The organism is Microcystis sp. M061S2, from assembly GCF_020245605.1.
Taxonomy (GTDB): Bacteria; Cyanobacteriota; Cyanobacteriia; order Cyanobacteriales; family Microcystaceae; genus Microcystis.
This window is the reverse complement of sequence record NZ_JADBUP010000100.1, coordinates 13,499-31,628: the sequence shown is the minus strand read 5'-3', so window position 1 is coordinate 31,628 and position 18,130 is coordinate 13,499. Positions and strand designations below refer to the sequence as shown.

At 45.1% G+C, this 18,130-nt stretch carries 15 protein-coding genes and 1 other RNA gene; 9 read left to right on the top strand and 7 right to left on the bottom strand.

Annotated elements, in window-relative coordinates; genetic code table 11:
* Positions 1-212 precede the first annotated feature (212 nt).
* Together IM475_RS17265 and IM475_RS17260 are read right to left on the bottom strand one after the other, a co-directional pair.
* Positions 213-749: a deoxycytidylate deaminase gene (locus tag IM475_RS17265; RefSeq protein WP_110578255.1), complete on the bottom strand. Its 537-nt coding sequence runs from the start codon at positions 747-749 to the stop codon at positions 213-215.
* 88 nt (positions 750-837) lie between these two features.
* Positions 838-1,689, bottom strand: coding sequence for a zinc metalloprotease HtpX (locus IM475_RS17260; RefSeq protein WP_287728463.1), 852 nt, complete (start codon positions 1,687-1,689; stop codon positions 838-840).
* 438 nt (positions 1,690-2,127) lie between these two features.
* On the opposite strand from IM475_RS17260, the gene IM475_RS17255 reads away from it, so the two are divergent.
* The 5 genes from IM475_RS17255 to IM475_RS17235 all read left to right on the top strand — a co-directional run bounded on the left by IM475_RS17255 (position 2,128) and on the right by IM475_RS17235 (position 6,352).
* On the top strand, positions 2,128-2,856 hold the full coding sequence (locus IM475_RS17255; RefSeq protein ID WP_287728462.1) for an energy-coupling factor ABC transporter permease: 729 nt from the start codon (positions 2,128-2,130) through the stop codon (positions 2,854-2,856).
* 28 nt (positions 2,857-2,884) lie between these two features.
* Positions 2,885-3,208: a PDGLE domain-containing protein gene (locus IM475_RS17250; RefSeq protein ID WP_287728461.1), complete on the top strand. Its 324-nt coding sequence runs from the start codon at positions 2,885-2,887 to the stop codon at positions 3,206-3,208.
* 173 nt (positions 3,209-3,381) lie between these two features.
* Entirely contained in the window at positions 3,382-4,155 is a 774-nt protein-coding gene (cbiQ, locus tag IM475_RS17245; protein WP_287728460.1) for a cobalt ECF transporter T component CbiQ, read from the top strand.
* 119 nt (positions 4,156-4,274) lie between these two features.
* Positions 4,275-5,051 carry an energy-coupling factor ABC transporter ATP-binding protein gene (locus tag IM475_RS17240; RefSeq protein ID WP_287728458.1) on the top strand — a complete coding sequence of 259 codons (777 nt, stop codon included), beginning with the start codon at positions 4,275-4,277 and terminating at the stop codon, positions 5,049-5,051.
* Between the two features lie 110 nt (positions 5,052-5,161).
* Positions 5,162-6,352, top strand: coding sequence for a HEAT repeat domain-containing protein (locus IM475_RS17235; protein ID WP_287728456.1), 1,191 nt, complete (start codon positions 5,162-5,164; stop codon positions 6,350-6,352).
* Positions 6,353-6,564: 212 nt separating this feature from the next.
* On the opposite strand, the gene IM475_RS17230 is transcribed toward IM475_RS17235, so the two are convergent.
* The gene (locus tag IM475_RS17230; RefSeq protein WP_287728454.1) at positions 6,565-8,805 is read right to left on the bottom strand and encodes a glycoside hydrolase; all 2,241 of its coding nucleotides are present in this window, start codon (positions 8,803-8,805) and stop codon (positions 6,565-6,567) included.
* Between the two features lie 343 nt (positions 8,806-9,148).
* Here IM475_RS17230 and IM475_RS17225 point away from each other — a divergent pair, with 343 nt between their 5' ends.
* The gene (locus tag IM475_RS17225; protein ID WP_287658141.1) at positions 9,149-9,442 is read left to right on the top strand and encodes a hypothetical protein; all 294 of its coding nucleotides are present in this window, start codon (positions 9,149-9,151) and stop codon (positions 9,440-9,442) included.
* An 87-nt stretch (positions 9,443-9,529) separates the two neighbouring features.
* Positions 9,530-10,600 (top strand): WD40 repeat domain-containing protein, encoded by a 1,071-nt coding sequence (locus IM475_RS17220; protein WP_287728453.1) that lies wholly within the window; start codon positions 9,530-9,532, stop codon positions 10,598-10,600.
* A 16-nt stretch (positions 10,601-10,616) separates the two neighbouring features.
* Here IM475_RS17220 and rnc read toward each other — a convergent pair whose 3' ends face one another.
* Both rnc and rnpB read right to left on the bottom strand, forming a co-directional pair.
* Positions 10,617-11,321, bottom strand: a complete 705-nt coding sequence (gene rnc, locus IM475_RS17215) for a ribonuclease III (RefSeq protein WP_287658139.1) — start codon at positions 11,319-11,321, stop codon at positions 10,617-10,619.
* A 105-nt stretch (positions 11,322-11,426) separates the two neighbouring features.
* Positions 11,427-11,894: RNase P RNA component class A (rnpB, locus tag IM475_RS17210), an RNA gene on the bottom strand.
* A gap of 416 nt (positions 11,895-12,310) precedes the next feature.
* Here rnpB and IM475_RS17205 point away from each other — a divergent pair.
* Positions 12,311-13,138, top strand: coding sequence for an alpha/beta fold hydrolase (locus IM475_RS17205; RefSeq protein ID WP_287728451.1), 828 nt, complete (start codon positions 12,311-12,313; stop codon positions 13,136-13,138).
* Here the strand turns inward: IM475_RS17205 and IM475_RS17200 are convergent.
* A complete protein-coding gene (locus tag IM475_RS17200; protein ID WP_287728448.1) occupies positions 13,116-14,270 on the bottom strand; it encodes a histidine kinase in 1,155 nt (384 codons plus the stop codon). The two genes, IM475_RS17205 and IM475_RS17200, sit on opposite strands and share 23 nt — an antisense overlap.
* Positions 14,271-14,417: 147 nt before the next feature.
* Here IM475_RS17200 and IM475_RS17195 point away from each other — a divergent pair, with 147 nt between their 5' ends.
* The gene (locus IM475_RS17195; RefSeq protein ID WP_149987662.1) at positions 14,418-16,007 is read left to right on the top strand and encodes a glycoside hydrolase family 57 protein; all 1,590 of its coding nucleotides are present in this window, start codon (positions 14,418-14,420) and stop codon (positions 16,005-16,007) included.
* A gap of 251 nt (positions 16,008-16,258) precedes the next feature.
* On the opposite strand, the gene IM475_RS17190 is transcribed toward IM475_RS17195, so the two are convergent.
* The gene (locus IM475_RS17190) at positions 16,259-17,797 is read right to left on the bottom strand and encodes a serine/threonine-protein kinase (RefSeq protein WP_287728465.1); all 1,539 of its coding nucleotides are present in this window, start codon (positions 17,795-17,797) and stop codon (positions 16,259-16,261) included.
* Positions 17,798-18,130: the final 333 nt, after the last annotated feature.

Here is an 18,130-nt window from a genome sequence, read left to right as displayed (position 1 = left end):
TTTGAGAGAATCGTCGTTCAAAACCTTGCGTCTTCATCGGCCCGCGTCCTGTAGGGGCGAAGCATTCGGACAATAACCTATCGGTGAAAAGGTAGATTTTCTATCCGAATGCTTCGCCCGTACTTATTCAGCAAACCCTAATTATTCGACGAACCGAGCCACGCCATGGATAAAGCACCACTCAAGTGGAGTGATGTCGCCGTTGAAGATAACTACCTGAGATCGATCGAAATGGGATTTAATAAAAATAAGGCCGCATGACTAGCCATTTCTTCTGATAAATAAATCTTTTTATATTTAATAATCCCCGTTTCTAGAAAAGAATCCCTTAACATGGCTTTTGTCCCACTATTAAAATCCGCTTCGTAAAAAACTTCTTTAATTCCCGAAGAAATAATTAGTTTTAAGCAGGAAATACAGGGTTCTAAAGTAACGTAAATACTAGCACCTTGGGTAGAAATACCGTGTTTAGCCGCTTGAGCGATCGCATTAGCTTCGGCATGAATTGCCCGAGAGGGAATTTCTCCGGATTCTCGACAGGTTCCCAAACCGGGATAACAAAAACCCTGGGCAGTACAATGAACTGTTCCTGATGGCGAACCATTGTAACCCGTGGCTAAAACCTGCCGATCTTTGACAATTACCGCACCGACGGGAAACGCTAAACAGGTGGATCTGGTGGCGGCTAATTTAGCGATCATTAAAAAATATTCGTCCCAAGTCGGTCTTTTTTCTTCAGAGTTGATCACGGTTTCATACCAAGCTAGAAAAAGCGCAAAAGAGGGGGTTATCTCTGATAGCTTATCATTAGATGACCTCTAAAAATTAAGAACGGGATCAGGTTAATAATTCCTGTTGAATGCGACGGAGATTTTCGATTCTTGCCTCGGTGGATGGGTGAGTAGCGAATAAATTAGCCAGAAACTGCCCCGAAAAAGGACTGCTAATTAACAGCGGTTCAAAGGCAGGATTGGCATTTAAGGGCATTTGACGACCGATCGATTCTAAACGGGTTAAAGCCCGGGCTAAAGCTTCGGGATTCTCGGTCAAGCGGGCGGAACCAGCATCGGCCTCGAATTCTCTGGTACGAGAGATAGCCATCTGAATCACAGTGGCGGCAAGGGGGGCGAGAAAGATGGTAAGTAGTAAACCGATGGGATTGCCCCCTTGACGATGGCGAGAATTGCCAGCAAACAGGAAACCATAACTCAGCATTCTGGCGAGGTAGGAAATCGCCCCGGCAACAGTAGCCGCAACAGCTTGGGTTAAGGTATCCCGGTTACGGACATGAGTTAATTCGTGGGCGATAACCGCTTCTAATTCGTCGGCGGGCAGCAGCTTTAAAATCCCCTCGGTAACGGCGACGGCGGCGTGTTCGGGATCTCTGCCGGTGGCGAAAGCATTAGCGGCGGGGGTGGGGACGATATAGAGTTGCGGTGTGGGAATATTGGCTTGACGAGAGAGAGTTTCCACCATTTGGTAGAGTTCGGGGGCTTGTTGGCGGCTGACCGGTTGGGCTTGGTAAGCGGCCAGAGCAATGCGATCGGAGAAGTACCAAGAACCGATATTAGTAATGGCGGCGATTACTAAACCAATTAAAGCACCGCCCTGACCACCGAGCGCGTAGCCAATAGCGACAAGTAAACCGGCTAGTAAACCCAATAAAGTAACAGTTTTAAGCTGATTCATCTTTATTTATGTTAGGAAGTAAGAGGTATAAAAGATGTGGGGAGACCTTTCAGTTATCGGTTATCAGTGAACAGTAATCAGTGATCGGTGATTAATATTACTTAAAACTCAGTGGTTAGTAGTCACCAGCCTCTTCTAACTGATAACTGATAACTGATAACTGGTTAAGGCCTAGCATAAAAACTGAAAAACCCCCGAGAAATTAATAATAATTTAAATAATTTGACTGCTTGAGAATAATCAGATTTTGGCTGATAGCTAAACCCTGACGAACAGAAAAATAACAGAAATTCTTAAGAAGCTAAAGGCTTTAAATCCCCAGAGAGAGCATTGTAGAATGAAGCGGTTAGTTATCTACTAGAAGAGAGGACTTTTCCGTCCCAGCCAAACAATTCTCTTGAAATCTTTAACCCAAATTGCCAAGGAGACTGAGTTGTAATGTCTGTTAATTTTCTAGGAGTTGGTTTGTTTCACCCTCTGCTGACCCCTTATCTCGCCCTCCATATTCCTGACGGCTTTTTGAGTCCATCAGTGAGTCTATTTACTTGGATAATTGCCGTTGTCCTGATTAGCTTTTCTCTCAAAAAAGTGCGCGGTCACTACGCTGAACGGGCTGTACCTTTGATGGGAGTTTGTGCCGCCTTCATTTTTGCCGCCCAGATGATTAATTTTCCCATTCCGGGGGGAACCTCCGGACATTTGTTAGGGGGGACTCTCGCGGGGGTTTTACTCGGTCCCTGGGCGGGTTCTCTGGTGATGGCGGTGGTTTTTATCGTGCAAGCTTTATTTTTTCAAGATGGCGGTTTAACGGTTTTAGGGGCAAATATCGTCAATATGGGTCTGATCGGCACGTTTGGCGGTTATTATCTCTATCTGGGGATTAGAAAAGCCCTTGGTTTTAATAGTTGGCGCAGTATGGCGATCGCTGTTGCCCTGGCCGCTTGGACAAGTGTGGTGGTGGCTGCGTTGGTTTGCGCCCTGCAATTGGCTTTATCGGGGACTGTACCGCCTTTAGTCGCCCTTGTGGCCATGTTATCTTGGCATATCCTCATCGGTATCGGGGAAGCGGTGATTACCGTTTTCGCTGTCGGTTATATCTGGCGAACCCGTCCCGATCTCCTCTACGATCCGCCCCATTCCGTTAATACTTCTGTTTCCCCTTCCTAAGCTTCTCGTCAATAAAGCAATTAAGTCGATGAATATTCGCAGAAATAGCCAATTTTTTCTGATTGGTCTGGTATGCTCCCTAATTGTTGCCGTTTTTCTTTCTCCCTTTGCCAGTCCCGATCCCGACGGACTCGATCGAGTGGCGGAAGATTTACAATTTAGCAAGAAAGAAGACCCTAACGCCCTCGGTAATCAATTACCTTCCGCCCGAATTTTTGATGGTTATGCCCTCAAAGGTGTTCCCCAAGGTGTGGCCACTCCCCTCGCCGGTTTTCTGGGAACTCTTGCCACTTTCGGCATCGCTTGGGGTATCGGTAAATTAGTGATTCCAAAATCCCAAAATCAGGAGTAAGGAGTCGAGACGTGGGGACGTGGGGACGTGGGGACGTGGGCATTTAGCTGAAATTTCCCTAAACCCCTAAATCCCTAAACCCCTAAATCCCTAAACCCCTAAATCCCTAAATCCCTAAATCTCTATCCCCTTTCTAACTGATAACTGATCACTGATAACTGATCACTGAATAAATGCTACACATTGCCACTTTTTCTCGCGAAAATGAGTGCCAAAATTGCGGTTTTTGGCAGAGACTCGCGCCCCATACCAGGGTTTTAGTGACTCTTTTGTTAGTTTTTGCCACAGCCTTAACGCCGAATGGTAGCTGGGAAACTTGGGCGATTTACGGATTAGGATTAATTATTTTAATTCTGATCAGTCGGGTGACTATTCGCGTACTTTTACAAAGAGTAGCGATCGAATTTGTCTTTATCAGTGTGGTTTTATTGGGAACCCTTTTTCGCGATGGCGGCGAAATTCTTTGGTCTTGGGGATTTTTGCGGATAACTAGCGAGGGATTGCTGGTTTTAGGCAGTGTAGCCCTAAAAGCTTTTCTCTGTCTTTGTACGGTCAATATTCTGGTTTTAACGACAGCAATTCCCGACCTGTTACAAGCCTTAGTTACCCTAAAAACCCCCCCTTTATTGGTGGCAATTTTAGCTTCTATGTACCGTTATCTAGCTGTTTTGATCGCTGAATTTAATTCCATGCGAAGGGCAGCAATTGCGCGTAATTTAATGAGTAGTCCCCGATGGCAACGGTTGCTAGTGGGACACATGATCGGCGCTTTATTTGTCCGTACCTACGAACGTGGTGATCGCATTTATCAAGCCATGTTATCGAGGGGTTACACCGGTTCCTTGCCCTCTGTACAGGTTCCCCAAAGTAAGCTGAAAGATTATCTCGCTATAATTTGCACAGTAATTCTGATCCTCTGGGGTCAAATGGTACATCTACTCAGTTGACACTCCCGTTGCCTAAACTTGAAGCTAGATTGACAACCTGTTGCCAAAAAAGCCGTCCTCCGCTACGCTAAAGGACGGGGAACCTTAAACCCAATTTTTCGGTAAAAGTCTCGTTTTTCATGCACCACAACCCGATTTTTATTGAAAACCTAGTTTATACCTATCCTGACGGTACAGAAGCGTTAAAGGGTATTAATTTAGCCATTGAAGCTACGGAAAAGGTCGCTTTAGTCGGGGCCAATGGATCGGGAAAATCCACCTTATTACTGCATTTTAACGGTATTCTCCCGCCGCAAACCGGTAGAATCACCGTCGGTCCCTACCAAGTTAAACCGGAGAATTTAGAAAATATCCGCAATTTTGTCGGTTTAGTCTTCCAAAACCCCGACGATCAGCTATTTATGCCCACTGTCTGGGAAGATGTGACTTTTGGACCGATGAATCAGGGTATTCGGGGAGAGGATTTAAACCATCGCTGTCATCATGCTTTACACGCGGTGGGATTGGATTCCCAGCATTACGGCAAGAGAAACAGTCAGAATCTATCGGGGGGTGAAAAAAAACGCGTGGCTATTGCGGGGGTTTTAGCCATGTTGCCGCAGGTATTAGTTTTTGATGAACCTAGCGCCCAACTGGATCCCCGGTCCCGTCGGCAATTAATACAACTGTTGGCCACTTTACCCCAAACTCAAGTGATCGCCACCCATGATCTCGATCTGGCTTTAGAACTATGCGATCGCACGGTGGTTTTAAGTCGTGGTCAGGTGGTAGCTGAGGGAGAAACCGCTAAGATTTTAAGTAATCGGGAATTTTTGGAAGAACACGACCTGGAAACACCCCTTTGTTATAGTCGTCCCTACTGTGCGATCGCTGATGCCCCCTCTACTGATGTCTGATGCACAATTTGGAGATTTATTATCGGTTTCCTGCATAGAAGAGAGGACAAAAGCGAGCAAGTCTGACATTCTTAGGATAGGTAGCACGAAAATCGAGGCCATTTCTCACGATGCAAGCTCTGCTAGAAAAAGCTCAGATAGCGTTGAATAAAAAGGACTGGGAGACAGTAAACGCCAGCATACAGCGACTTTTAAACCAAAAAGATGCGATTGAACCGATTATTAACGATGAAATCCTCGATTTAGCCCTAGAAGCCTTACAAAAATGCGATTTTCAACAGCGATGGGAGATAGCTAAACTATTTCCTCAAATCGGTCAACCGGCGATCGCTCCTTTAATTGCCCTGTTAGAATCCGAGGAACAAGATGGGGAAATGCGCTGGTTTCTGGCGAGAATTCTCAGTCAATTTGATGATCGAGCCTGTATTCTCGCTCTCAGTCAATTATTGCAAAGATCGGAGGAGGAGGAACTCAGCCAAATGGCTGCGGCTGCTTTAGCTAATATCGGCAGTTCTGCCATCTCTAGTTTAGGACAATTACTGTCCGACTCGAACAGGCGTTTTTTAGCCGTACAAGCTTTATCACAAATTCGCCGGCCAGAAATTATCGAACCGCTTTTAACCGTAGTTAAGGATCAATCTAGCGCCATTCGGTCTATGGCGATCGAAGCTTTAAGCAGTTTTCACCATCCCCAGATTACTGCGATTATCCTCGATGCTTTACAGGATCCGGCCATCGATGTGCGACGGGAAGCAATTAAAGCTAGTAGTTACCTAGGGTCAAATTATCCCCAAGCAGATTTAGTTAACCATCTGCAACCGCTCTTATTCGATATCCACCTCGATATCTGTCAAGAAACGGCGATCGCTCTCGGTCGTATCGGCACAGCAACCTCAGCTAAAGCTTTAAATCCACTGCTGCAATCTTCCTTAACTCCCGATAGTTTAAAATTAACTGTAGTACGAGCATTGGGCTGGATCGAGGATGGGGAAGCTTTAAATTACTTAGAAAAGGCTTTATATAGCGAAAATGTCTTGATTTGTCGGGAAATTATCGCTATTCTCGGCCGGCAAACCTGCCAGAAATTACGCCGACAAGCAGGGGAAATTCTCGGTAATTTTTATCACTCCCGTCCTGCGATCCTCGGTGATACAGGAGTTAAACAGTCTCTAGCGATCGCTTTAGGAGAATTAGATCGGGATAATAAAAGTATTTTGCTGACTTTAGCAGCCGATGGGGAAGCAATCGTCCGTCTCCATGCTCTCAGCGCCCTAAAAAAGCTAGATCATGCAACTATATAGCTAATTTTCCGCTGCACAGATGTGATTAATTTGCCAGTGATCCGCATCCATTTCCCCAAGGATAGCGTTTAATACTAAATCCGGTTATTAAAGACTGATTATCTATTTCCTCTTTTGCCTTTCGCCTGTCTGATATGTAGGCTATACTCAACGGATTTAGTATGATTCTAGCTGATAACTAAAAAACTGATTACTGATCACTGATCACTGATTTAAGGTCTTTGCAGGAAGATTAATTCTTCAACGGGGAGAAAATCATAATATTGACCTTGATTGGCTAAAACTGCGATTAAATGGAGACGAGCATCGGGTTCAATGTGTAATCCTTCCCAGGGGACAGCAATTTCCAAACATTGATTAAAAGAAGCTTTGGCACTACTAGGAACTCGCTGCCAAGTAAAATATTCTTGAGCGAATTCTAACCAAGTAAATTCCGTGATTAAATTTATTCCTAGATGATGATGATAACCGTAATCGAGGGGCGATCGAGGGGGAATATCTGCTAAGGGAATTGGACTTTGCAGACGATGCACTTCATCATAATACCAATATAAATGAACTTCTGCGGGAATTTCTTCTCCTAATTTTGCCCCCGGTTTCCAATCGAAACGCAGATAAAAATTGAGGTGATCCCAACCGAAAAAGAGTCTTTGTACTAAGGAAGTCCGGTGCATTGTACCACTGGCGCCGCCAATTTCGATCCGTCCGGCTTTATCCCAATCCTGTTCGTCCCCAAAACCGTCGATAATGGGGTGAATGAAAGCCAGTGGACGATTACTTTGTTTATCTCTGTGTTCTTCCACCGGTTCGAGCAAATAGGAGGGAATTGGCTCATTTAAAGCTTGATACAGAGCGATCAGGTGTTCGCGGAAAAGTTGATCAAAAATTGCGTCATGATTGGAGGAATGGCCATAACCAAACCACCAAAACCAATCGGAACCTTCCGCTGCATACAACGCTTCCCACGCATCGGGGTTATTATCTTCCGTCGCTTCCGGGTGATTAGCGAGGGTTTGACGGGCTAAAATTAGATATTCCCAAGCCTTATTTTTAGCGGGATCGCCGATCCAAGTGGTAAAATTGGCATCGATCCAAGAGCCGCTATGAAGTTGATTGACAGGAATTTTGGCATTAGCGGGAAAGCGATCGAGATATTCGGAGACGGTGACTAATTCGATCGCTTGGTGGTCGCTTAAAAGTTGATAAAGATTCTCTAGGAAGGGTAAACCGTCTTGATGATAGTTTTCCCAACAGTTTTCGCCATCTAGCGCAATGGTAACTAACCAGGGTTTTTCTAGGGTCGTGGTTTCTGCGTTGGTTTTCAGTTGTTCGGCGATCGCTTCTAGGTGTTTAACTAAGTCTGTAGCTGCCTCTTGCGCTTTCATGCCACTATAGCTAAATCCGATCAGATCCGAGAGACGATGATCGCGGAAAACCATCGATAAATTGCCGTTGCTAGTTTCCAGACAGTAGGGACGATAAAGCAATTCCGGTTCGCTAATATTGCCTTTTTCGTCGCGATGAAAGTAATGTCCCAGAGACCAACCTAACACCCCCTCATCGGAACATAACCACTGAAAACCCTGTTTAGCGACTGCGGGGAGAATCGCAGGACTAACGGATTGTTCCGAGGGCCAAAGTCCTCGAGGATGTTTATCAAAGCGATCGATATAGATTTGCCAAGCTTTCTGGAGATGGCGCGAAATATCTTCAGGATAGCGGAAATATTGCCGAGGAAGGGTCATATTCGGCACTGCTACCCGGCCGGCTTCCGAGTTGGCCAGCAGGGGTAAAATCGGATGGGTGTAGGGACTGGTAATGATTTCTAGTTGTCCGGTTTCCTGCATTAACCGGTGTTGTGGCAAGATACGACGCAGAATTTGACGCTGTTTGGAGATAATTCGCTGGCGATCGCTTAAATTGAAATTTTTTCCCTGTTCTAACCAGGCTGCGATTTCTGGGTCACTGTGAAAGATAGGATCGATCCAAGCGAGGTTATGCCAAGCCAAGAGATCGCTATAATCTTGCAGATTCCAATGGCTAATACACCAACTATGACCGTTTTCTTGACGCTCTGCGTATAATTGCGCGTAACGGGGGTGCGGATCGATCAGAGTTCGATGGTTAGCATCGAAAAAGTGTTCGAGGATAAAGTGTTTTTGTGCCAGGTTTAACTGCGCTTCCGGGGTGACGGTGAGAGCAAGATAGGGGTCTATAGCTAGTCCATTGACGTAATCCTCTAATTGCAGGATTAAAGAGGGGACAAGGTTGACAGTTTGATGTAATTTGGGAAAACGTTCTAGAATCAGGATTAAATCGAGATAATCTTTCACCCCATGCAGTCGCACCCAGGGTAAGCGATATTGTCCCGAAGCATCGGTGCGAGTTTGACAAGATTTGTAGAGGGGTTGGTGTTGATGCCAAATAAAAGCGACATAGAGAGGATAGGCCATGATAATACCGAGGAAAAGTGCATATAACAGGCTTTAAAGCCGTTATATTAGATAATAATGGACAATAAAGCCCATTATAGATTCTTAAAAGTTGATTTCGGTCACTACCATAATCCTATCAACTGGTTTTGAGGGGGTATCGTCTCTTTGTATTTGTTAAAGGATCGGATTCTCCGGTGATGAGTATTGGGAGTTCAGCAGTAGAATCTCTAATATTATTTTTCTGACTGATTACTGTTCACTGATTACTGATTACTGAAAAACCCCCATCACCCGATCAACAACATTTTTCAGGGTGATAGGATAAGCTGGAATTATCGAAACCGTAAAAATAATAGATAAAATGAGTAATCTCCTCTGGCCGCGTTTTCTCAAGAAAGCTTACCGTCAAGAACCAATAACTAGCTTTATCTTTACCGCAGCGGCAGTAGATGTCATCATCGGGGTTCTAGGACAAAGATGGACACTGCTATCTTTAGGGGCAACGATTATGGCGATCGCTATCTTCGCCAGGTGGCAACAGAGCCAAAAAAGCAAGCAAATCAAGCAAGAAGAAGCAGCAAGATACTATTTACCGCCCCAATCGGGTCAAGTAGCTTTACCAACCCTGAAAAACGAAAAAAATCGACCTTCTTAGTTCAAAAATTTCACCTTGCTTGGCAATCAATCCCCTCAAAGGCTAGAATCTATAGCACCGTTCATTTGTTAATATTCAACTAAATTTATGAAATTCCGATTTACGGGTGCGGAGAAACTTGTCGGGGCAATTGTGGTCAGTGTCCTAACCACGCTGACAATCGGGCAACATCAGCTTAGTCAGGCCCAAAGTCCTATTGCTCCCCCTAAACCCGCAGCTGCAAGTGGCGAAAAAACCCCAGAAACTATCCTAGTAGAGGGTTTAGGCAGACTTACCCTCGCTAAAACCTTAGAGGGGCAACAATCCACCCCTAATGCTGTGATTTTCAGCCCCGATAACCAATTGGTTCTCGCTGGTGGTAGTGATACGGATCCTCTCCTGAGAATTTGGTCGGTAAAAACAGGGCAAAAAGTCTCCCAAACTCGCGCCCAAAGAACCAGCGTCAAAGCTTTAGCCATTAGTCCCAACGAAAGATTATTAGTTAGTAGCGGTTTAGATGGTTCGATTAATTTTTGGAATCTGGTGGAAGGCAAGTATTTAGGAATTGCCCTCGAACACGGTAATACTGTCCTCGCCCTTACAGTTACTCCCGATGGTAAAACGTTAATTAGTGGTGGTTTGGAAGGAATTCGCCTCTGGACAGTGCAACCTCCCCGCCGTCCCCTCTATCGTTTAAATTGGGTGGGTAATTTTGTTTATTCCCTAGGCATGAAATCCGATGGTGTCACCCTTGCCAGTGGTCATGAAAACGGTGAGGTAAATTTTTGGGACATCCGCGAGGGCAAATTTTTGTCGAAATTTTCCGCCCATCCCCAAGCGGTTAGCAAGCTTTTATACACTCCCGACGGCAAAAATTTAATTACGGGTAGTTTAGACCGCACGATTAAAATCTGGGATACGAGCAATAATCAGTTATTATTTACCCTCATCGGTCATACAGCCCGAATTCGTTCCCTGGCACTCCATCCTAACGGACAAATTCTCGCTAGTGCCAGTAATGACGGTGTGCGTTTATGGGATGTGACCACGGGTAAACAGTTAGCCTGGTTTGATAATAATTCCGACTGGGTGGAATCCCTGGCTTTTAGTCCCGATGGGCAGTATTTGGCTAGTGGTAATTATGATTTTAAAATTCGCCTCTGGCAATTCGTCCGTTAGGCAAAAATATCTTCATTTAGCCTTTAACCACTTCTAGAAAAGCTGATTTAGCCGCTGCCTGTTCCGCTGCTTTTTTGCTTCTGCCAGTTCCCACTCCTAATTTCTGCTCATTTAACCACACTTCCGCACAAAAACGTTCTTGATCTAAGCCATTGATTTCTTTTACTAAATATTGCGGCAGTTTTTTATATGTTGCTTGTGTCCACTCCTGCAAGGCATCCTTATAATTCTGTCGGGCCGGATCTCGACGAATTTCGGCCGCTTTTTCCCTTAGTGGTTCATCTAGCCAAGAACGCACTAACACCATAGTCTGTGTACTAAGATATAATGCTCCCAAGACCGCCTCAAAAGCGTCTGCTAGTCGAGAAATTCGCCCCGCCCGATCAATACTCGTACTACTTGATACCAACAAATAACGCTCGAAACCGTAGCGATCCGCAAATTCCGCCAGAGTGCGATCGCTAACCATCATCGATCGCAGCGCGGCAAATTCTCCCACTAGCTCCTCTGGATAGGTTTCTAACAATACCTCCGCCGCCACCAGTCTTACCACAGAATCGCCCACAAATTCCAATTGTTCATAATTCTGATCACGGGAAACACTGGGATGAGTTAGAGCTAAATCTAATAAATCCCACCTGACGGGGACATCAGCTGATAAACCCAGCTTTTCCACTAGGGTTTTTAATTGTTTTTGGCGACGCGGATCACTTAAGGACATGGGAGCGGGAATTATGAATTATGAATTATGAAGTGGGGAGATTTTTTTCAATGATCAGTAAACTGATAACTGATAACTGATCACTGATAACTGATAACTGATAAAGGAGAGAGTCAGACATAAGCCGAATTCTGTATTTCCCAACAGCAGTAAAATTGCTTTTACCTTTGTTGAAATAGAGGTTATCTATCTGGGATAATTGTTACCAATTACCTCAAGCGGTTCCTAAAAACGGGACAGGAAAAAGACCAACCTTTGTCCCTCCACCTTGCTCCCCACCGGGGTTTACCGAGCCAGTACCTCTCGATACTGCTGGTGCGCTCTTACCGCACCTTTGCACCCTTACCCCCAATCAGTTATCAGTTATCAGTTATCAGTGGAAAGTTATCAGTGAATTTACTTTCGTTACTGATTACTGTTTAATAATCACTGAAAAAGGGGGCGGTATTTTTCTGTGGCACTATCCTCACGCTCGCGCGCACTGGACGTTATCCAGCAAGTGTGGTCTTTCGGGAGTTCGGACTTTCCTCGGAATCATTGATAAAATGATCCCGCAACCTCTCGACCAACTCTCTCCCATTCTCTAGTATGACTTACCAGAGACTCGATCGCTCATATATCCCAGTCAATAATCACTGATCAGTAAACAGTAAACAGTGAACAGTGAAAAGACAGTAGGAAACTGCTATTTAGGGTTTGCGGCAAAAAGTTTTTCGTGGGGGTAGGGTGTGGGGTGTGGGGTGTAGGGTGTAGGGTTTTACCCGTTTTCAGAGCGTCAATTACCTAATTTTCGCGGAAAAAGTACCTGAATTTTCCCCCCGACCACTCCAAGTGCTGGCACTTTTTGAGGGGAAAAAAGTCTAAAAGTCTTACCCAACAAGGTTTTTAGATTTATTCAGCAAACCCTATTTAATACGGCTCGCTTAATACATACTGCTCACTTAAAACTCAAATCTGATAACTGATAACTGATAACTGATAACTGCTCAATGTCGATCGCTCTCAACGTTAACATCAAAGGTAATGGCTATCCGATCCTCTGTCTGCACGGTCATCCCGGTTCGGCAGCGAGTATGTTTGTATTTACCGATCATTTTTGCCAACGCTGGCAAACCCTGGCCCCGGATCTGCGCGGCTACGGTAAAAGTCGTTATCGCCTGGATTTTCAGCTAGAAGAACATCTAGAGGATTTAATCGAGCTGCTCGATCGCCAAAAAATCCCGCAATGTTTAATTCTCGGTTGGTCTTTGGGGGGTATAATCGCACTGGAATTAGTATTGCGGCATCCCGATCGCTTTCCTGGTTTAATTCTAGTGGCCTCGGCCGCGCGGCCTTGGGGTAGTCATCCTCCTATCACCACCACGGCTCTGATTTTGACGGGGATGGCGGCAATTCTCAATCAGATCAAACCGGGATGGCGTTGGAATATTAATACTTTTGCCCGTCGTTCCCTGTTTCAGTACCTTTTTTCACAACATCAAGCGATATCCTATCAATATCTCGCTCAAGATGCTGTTCCCGCCTACTTACAAACTTCTCCATTTGCCGATCGCGCTTTAAATCGGGCTTTAAAAAAAGGTTACAATTGTTTAAAATCTCTTGACAAAATTACAATTCCCTGCTTGGTTCTGGCGGGGGCAAATGATCGCCATATTACCAGTGCCTCGAGCCAAGAAACAGCCGAAAAACTGAAACTGTGTCAGTGGAAATGTTACCCAGATACGGCCCATCTGTTCCCCTGGGAAATCCCCGACTTAGTTTTAGGGGACATTGATCATTGGTTAGCCGAGCATTTTAGCGATAAACTGGCAGGGTGAAGTGAAAACTACTGCCGTGGTCGGGGACACTATCTACCCAAATTTGACCGTAGTGGGCGCGAATAATCTTACGACAGACCGATAAACCGATGCCATAACCTTCTTTACCCTCATCCCGTTTGAGACGCACATGACCCTCAAAAATATGCTCTTGTTTTTCTTCGGGGATGCCGGGGCCGGTATCACTGATGCTCACTTGTACTTTTTGAGTAGTACGATGGAGGACAGAAAGGGTAATTGCGCCGCCGGCGGGGGTATATTTGATGCCATTCTCCAAGAGATTAATAATCACCTGTCGGATTAACTCCTCATCAGCATAGACGGGGGGCAGATCTTGGGGGATATCGCTTTGGAGAATTAAAGTCTTTTCCTGAAAAATATCGGTAAATTGAGACAAAATTTCCTGACAGAGGGCTTGGAGATAAAATTTACTCTGTTGGAGAGTGAATTGCGCCGCCATGCTCTTAGAAGCTTGCAGAATATCCGTGATCAAACGGTTCATAATCCGGAACTGTTTGCGGGCCTGTTGGTGCAGTTGTTCTCGTAATTGCAGACTGCGCTCAGTATCCGGTTGATGATAGGCTAATTCTAGGGTTTCCACGGCGATGGAAGCGGCGGTGAGAGGACTGCGTAAATCGTGGGCTAACATAGCCAAAATTTGGTCTTTAAATTTCAATTGTTCTAATAATTCTTCCTTTTCCTGTTTGAGACGAAAAACCTCATCGGCGATGCGGATGAGTTCGCCCGAATGTTCCACCTCTTGAAGTTGTCCATCCTCAGCGTGATCATTTTTAATCTCCTCTTTAATCGCTTTTTGCCAACGTACCAACCATTTTTTAAACTGTTCCACCAGATTACTGCCCGCGAGGGTATGACGGGGACCGGGGGCGATTTTGACCAAGGCGGGGGTAGCTACAAGGCGAAAATGTTCGACTAAATGAGGTTGCTGGCGAATTTCGATGATTTGTATGTCAATCGGGTAATCAGACTTTAAAGACTGGAGATAGGCCTGAATTTGACGGATAATTTCTTGAGAACTGGGACGGTCATCAACAAATAGTAAAAGTTGAATCGAGAGAGGCGTTGTCGTCTCTCTCCCTAAAGCAGTCAGTGGCTCGTTAGATGGGAGCATCGGAAAATTAGTAAACCTAGGGATTGACGAGATCGATCGACGATCGATCGACTTTTATCATATTCTTTATTGTAGAAGCTTAAGATAGTATAAAATCTACTCAACCTAATCTTAAAGTTTTATTCCTTAATTCTAAGAAGAAATCCTATGGCTTTTGGCTATGTTGCCCTAGTTCTCCACGCTCATCTCCCTTTCGTCCGCCATCCCGAAAGCGATTACGTCCTCGAAGAAGAATGGTTATACGAAGCAATCACAGAAACCTACATCCCTCTGCTGCAAGTTTTTGAAGGTCTCAAGCGGGATGGTATCGATTTTAAAATGACCATGAGCATGACTCCGCCTTTGGTGTCGATGCTGCGGGATCCGTTACTGCAAGAGCGTTATGAAGAACACTTAGGTAAGTTAGAAGAATTAATTGCTAAAGAAATCGACCATAATCAACATAATGGCCATATTCGCTACTTAGCCGAATATTACGCTGAATCTTTCCAAAGTATCCGACAAACTTGGGAAAAATACGATCGAGATCTGGTCAAAGCCTTTAAACAATTCCTCGACAGTAATAACCTAGAAATTATCACCTGTGGTGCGACTCATGGTTATATGCCCCTGATGAAAATGTACCCACAAGCGGTCTGGGCGCAAATTGAGGTGGCCTGTCAACACTACGAAGAAAATTTCGGTCGTCGTCCCAAGGGCATTTGGTTGCCGGAATGTGCCTACTACGAAGGGGTAGAAAGAATGTTAGCCGATGCGGGCATTCGTTATTTCCTCGTCGATGGCCACGGTATTCTCTACGGTCGTCCTCGCCCCCGTTACGGCAGTTACGCGCCCATTTTCACGGAAACCGGGGTGGCCGCTTTCGGTCGTGACCACGAATCTTCTCAACAGGTTTGGTCTTCCCAAGTCGGTTATCCGGGGGATATAGTTTATCGGGAATTCTATAAAGATTTGGGCTGGGAAGCGGAATACGAGTATATTAAGCCCTATATCATGCCCAACGGTCAACGCAAGAATATAGGCATCAAATACCATAAAATTACTAGCCGGGACGGTGGTTTATCGGAAAAAGGCCTTTATGACCCTTACTGGGCCAAAGAAAAAGCCGCCGAACACGCGGGCAATTTTATGTATAATCGCGAGCGGCAAGTGGAGAGTTTAGCGGGAATTATGGGCCGTCCTCCCCTGGTTGTTTCTCCCTACGATGCCGAGTTATTCGGTCACTGGTGGTATGAGGGACCCTGGTTTATTGATTTTCTGTTCCGTAAGTCCTGGTATGACCAAAATATCTACCAAATGACCCATTTAGCCGATTATCTCCGGGCTAACCCGACTCAGCAGGTCTGTCGTCCTTCCCAATCCAGTTGGGGTTATAAGGGTTTCCATGAATACTGGCTGAATGAAACTAACGCTTGGATCTATCCTCACCTACACAAAGGCACGGAACGGATGATTGAATTAAGTCATCACGAAGCGGAGGATGAATTGCAGGAACGGGCTTTAAATCAGGCGGCCCGGGAGTTATTATTAGCGCAATCTTCTGACTGGGCCTTTATTATGCGAACCGGTACAATGGTTCCCTATGCTGTCCGGCGCACTCGTTCCCACCTGCTGCGGTTAAATAAAATCTATGAAGATGTGAAATCCGAGAAGATTGATGCTGGTTGGTTGCAAAAAGTCGAGGAAATCGATAATATTTTCCCCAATATTGATTACCGTGTCTATCGACCCCTGTAATCTGGGTGAGTAGATAGGGTTAGCTGAATAAATCTAAAAACCTTGTTGGGTAAGACTTTTAGACTTTTTGTCAATCAAAAAGTACCAGATATGGGAGTGGTCGGGGGGAAAATTCAGGGACTTTTTCCCTGAAAATTAGGTAATTTACCCGATGAAAATGGGTAAAACCCCACACCCCACACCCCACACCCTACACCCTGCCCCTAGGAAAAACTTTTTCAGCAGACCCTAGTTAATGCCTCCCTAATTTTTTAGGGATGCGGGGGTAATTCTGAGGCTAATTTGGCCAGAATTTTGGGTTTAAGTTGCTCGAGTTTCTGTTTTAACATCCGCTTGCTAATTTGTGGGCTGCCAACCTGGGCAAATTGACTATCGGTCAGCCATTGCTGCAAATTTTGGCATTGATTGGCGGGAATATTGGCGGTGATCACATTTTTGCAGATATTGCCGCCTTCGAGGGAGAAAAATAAAATCCAGTATTGACCGGTTTCGCCGAGGGTTTTGGTCATTTTTTGACCCTGGGGGGTTTTTAAGTCCAAATAACAGGGCAACCAGCGCGGCCCCTGTTGACGATGATAGAGGACAGTAATCCAGAGAATCATCGGGTGGGGTGTGGGTAAAAAGAGAAATTGATTATAACGGACACTAGCAACCCGGACGGGGATATCTTCTCGAGCCAACATTACCCATAAACTGGCAAAAATGCCGTCAGCAGCCTTGATACAGCGTGAGAAGACAATTTTTTGGCGCGGTTTATCCTCGGGCCAACTGGACTTGAGACAGATATCCCTCCCATTAGCAGCAGCAACACTGGTTCGATCTAAATCATCAAGGGTTTTAGTTTTGCTGGTGTAATCGTCGATTTTTTTGACTATTTCACCGATATGATTCAATTTATTCGGTTGATTATTTTTGACTAGGGGTTCGAGTCGTTCGAGAAGTTGTAGTATATCTGTAACACTTTGCGGTCGATCGCTGGGTGCTTTGGCTAAACAGCGCAGGATTAACTGTTCTAATTCTGGCGGTAATTGCAAGCTAGGATTAAAGGGACGGGGTTCAGAGTAGTGGTGAACCTCATACCAACCGCCAAAGGAGGAATTATCGGGAAAAAGGGGCGTTTTTCCCGTGATCATCTCGTACATCACGATCCCGAAACTGTAGATATCGGAACGATGATCGAGTTCTTTACCTTCCATCTGTTCTGGGGAACAATAGGCTAAGGTTCCCATAAACGATTGGGTTTGGGATTCTCCCGATTGGATGAGTTTAGCGATGCCAAAATCGAGAATTTTCACCAATTCCCCTAATCCTGAGTCCTGAATCACGATAATATTGCTAGGTTTGATGTCCCGGTGAATAATCGGACACATCTCGCCTTGGAAGATAATACCCTTATGGGCGCATTCGATGCCGAAACAAATCTGACGGGTGAGATGAAAGAAGCGCGGGAGAGGCAGCGGGTGATATTTGATGATTTCTCCTATGCTTTCCCCCTGCAAAAATTCCATGACGTAGAAGGGGACTTCCTTTTCATCTACACCATAATCACGAACTTTAACAATATGAATACTTTTTTCGCCTAAAAGTGCCGAAATAGTTGCCTCTCGCTCGAAACGCTCGCGCATTTTTTTGTTGAGGAGAGTTTGCGAGAGGAATTTCACGGCGACGGTTACGCCACCTAATAGTTTATCTTCTGCTCGATATACTTGTCCCATGGCACCGCTACCGATCAACTCGACCAGTTGGTATCGATTGGCAAGTAAACGCCGATGTCTAGATTCTGCCGACATAGCTAGGCTACTGTGTGAATTATAGTGAGTCTGGTGGAGAGAGTTTTGGTTCTTCGTTACTTGGTCTGGTTCGAGCAGGGGGCATAAATCGACTAAATCCTTATCTGGCAAGAGACTTAATTGATTAGCTCGTTCTAGATCGAAAACAACTGGCAAAAATCGCAGCCATGTCTTTCTATATAAGGGTTTCATCCCTTATAGCCCCCGTCCATTGCATAACACAAACCGAAGAACCTTTTTTTCGGGCTAAAAGCATGATTGTTAATATATATTTTCAGGCATTTTTAGTCCTTGCCCCTTGCATAATTAATTTTTGGGGGTTGAAAAAAATGA

Bases quoted from the DNA above. Each gene is read 5' to 3' on its own strand.
- IM475_RS17220 (WP_287728453.1), top strand. From the start codon at position 9,530: ATGAAATTCCGATTTACGGGTGCGGAGAAACTTGTCGGGGCAATTGTG.
- IM475_RS17225 (WP_287658141.1), top strand. From the start codon at position 9,149: ATGAGTAATCTCCTCTGGCCGCGTTTTCTCAAGAAAGCTTACCGTCAA.
- cbiQ (WP_287728460.1), top strand. From the start codon at position 3,382: ATGCTACACATTGCCACTTTTTCTCGCGAAAATGAGTGCCAAAATTGC.
- IM475_RS17195 (WP_149987662.1), top strand. From the start codon at position 14,418: ATGGCTTTTGGCTATGTTGCCCTAGTTCTCCACGCTCATCTCCCTTTC.
- IM475_RS17235 (WP_287728456.1), top strand. From the start codon at position 5,162: ATGCAAGCTCTGCTAGAAAAAGCTCAGATAGCGTTGAATAAAAAGGAC.
- IM475_RS17190 (WP_287728465.1), bottom strand. From the start codon at position 17,797: ATGTCGGCAGAATCTAGACATCGGCGTTTACTTGCCAATCGATACCAA.
- IM475_RS17255 (WP_287728462.1), top strand. From the start codon at position 2,128: ATGTCTGTTAATTTTCTAGGAGTTGGTTTGTTTCACCCTCTGCTGACC.
- IM475_RS17200 (WP_287728448.1), bottom strand. From the start codon at position 14,270: ATGCTCCCATCTAACGAGCCACTGACTGCTTTAGGGAGAGAGACGACA.
- IM475_RS17260 (WP_287728463.1), bottom strand. From the start codon at position 1,689: ATGAATCAGCTTAAAACTGTTACTTTATTGGGTTTACTAGCCGGTTTA.
- IM475_RS17240 (WP_287728458.1), top strand. From the start codon at position 4,275: ATGCACCACAACCCGATTTTTATTGAAAACCTAGTTTATACCTATCCT.
- rnc (WP_287658139.1), bottom strand. From the start codon at position 11,321: ATGTCCTTAAGTGATCCGCGTCGCCAAAAACAATTAAAAACCCTAGTG.
- IM475_RS17250 (WP_287728461.1), top strand. From the start codon at position 2,885: ATGAATATTCGCAGAAATAGCCAATTTTTTCTGATTGGTCTGGTATGC.
- IM475_RS17230 (WP_287728454.1), bottom strand. From the start codon at position 8,805: ATGGCCTATCCTCTCTATGTCGCTTTTATTTGGCATCAACACCAACCC.
- IM475_RS17205 (WP_287728451.1), top strand. From the start codon at position 12,311: ATGTCGATCGCTCTCAACGTTAACATCAAAGGTAATGGCTATCCGATC.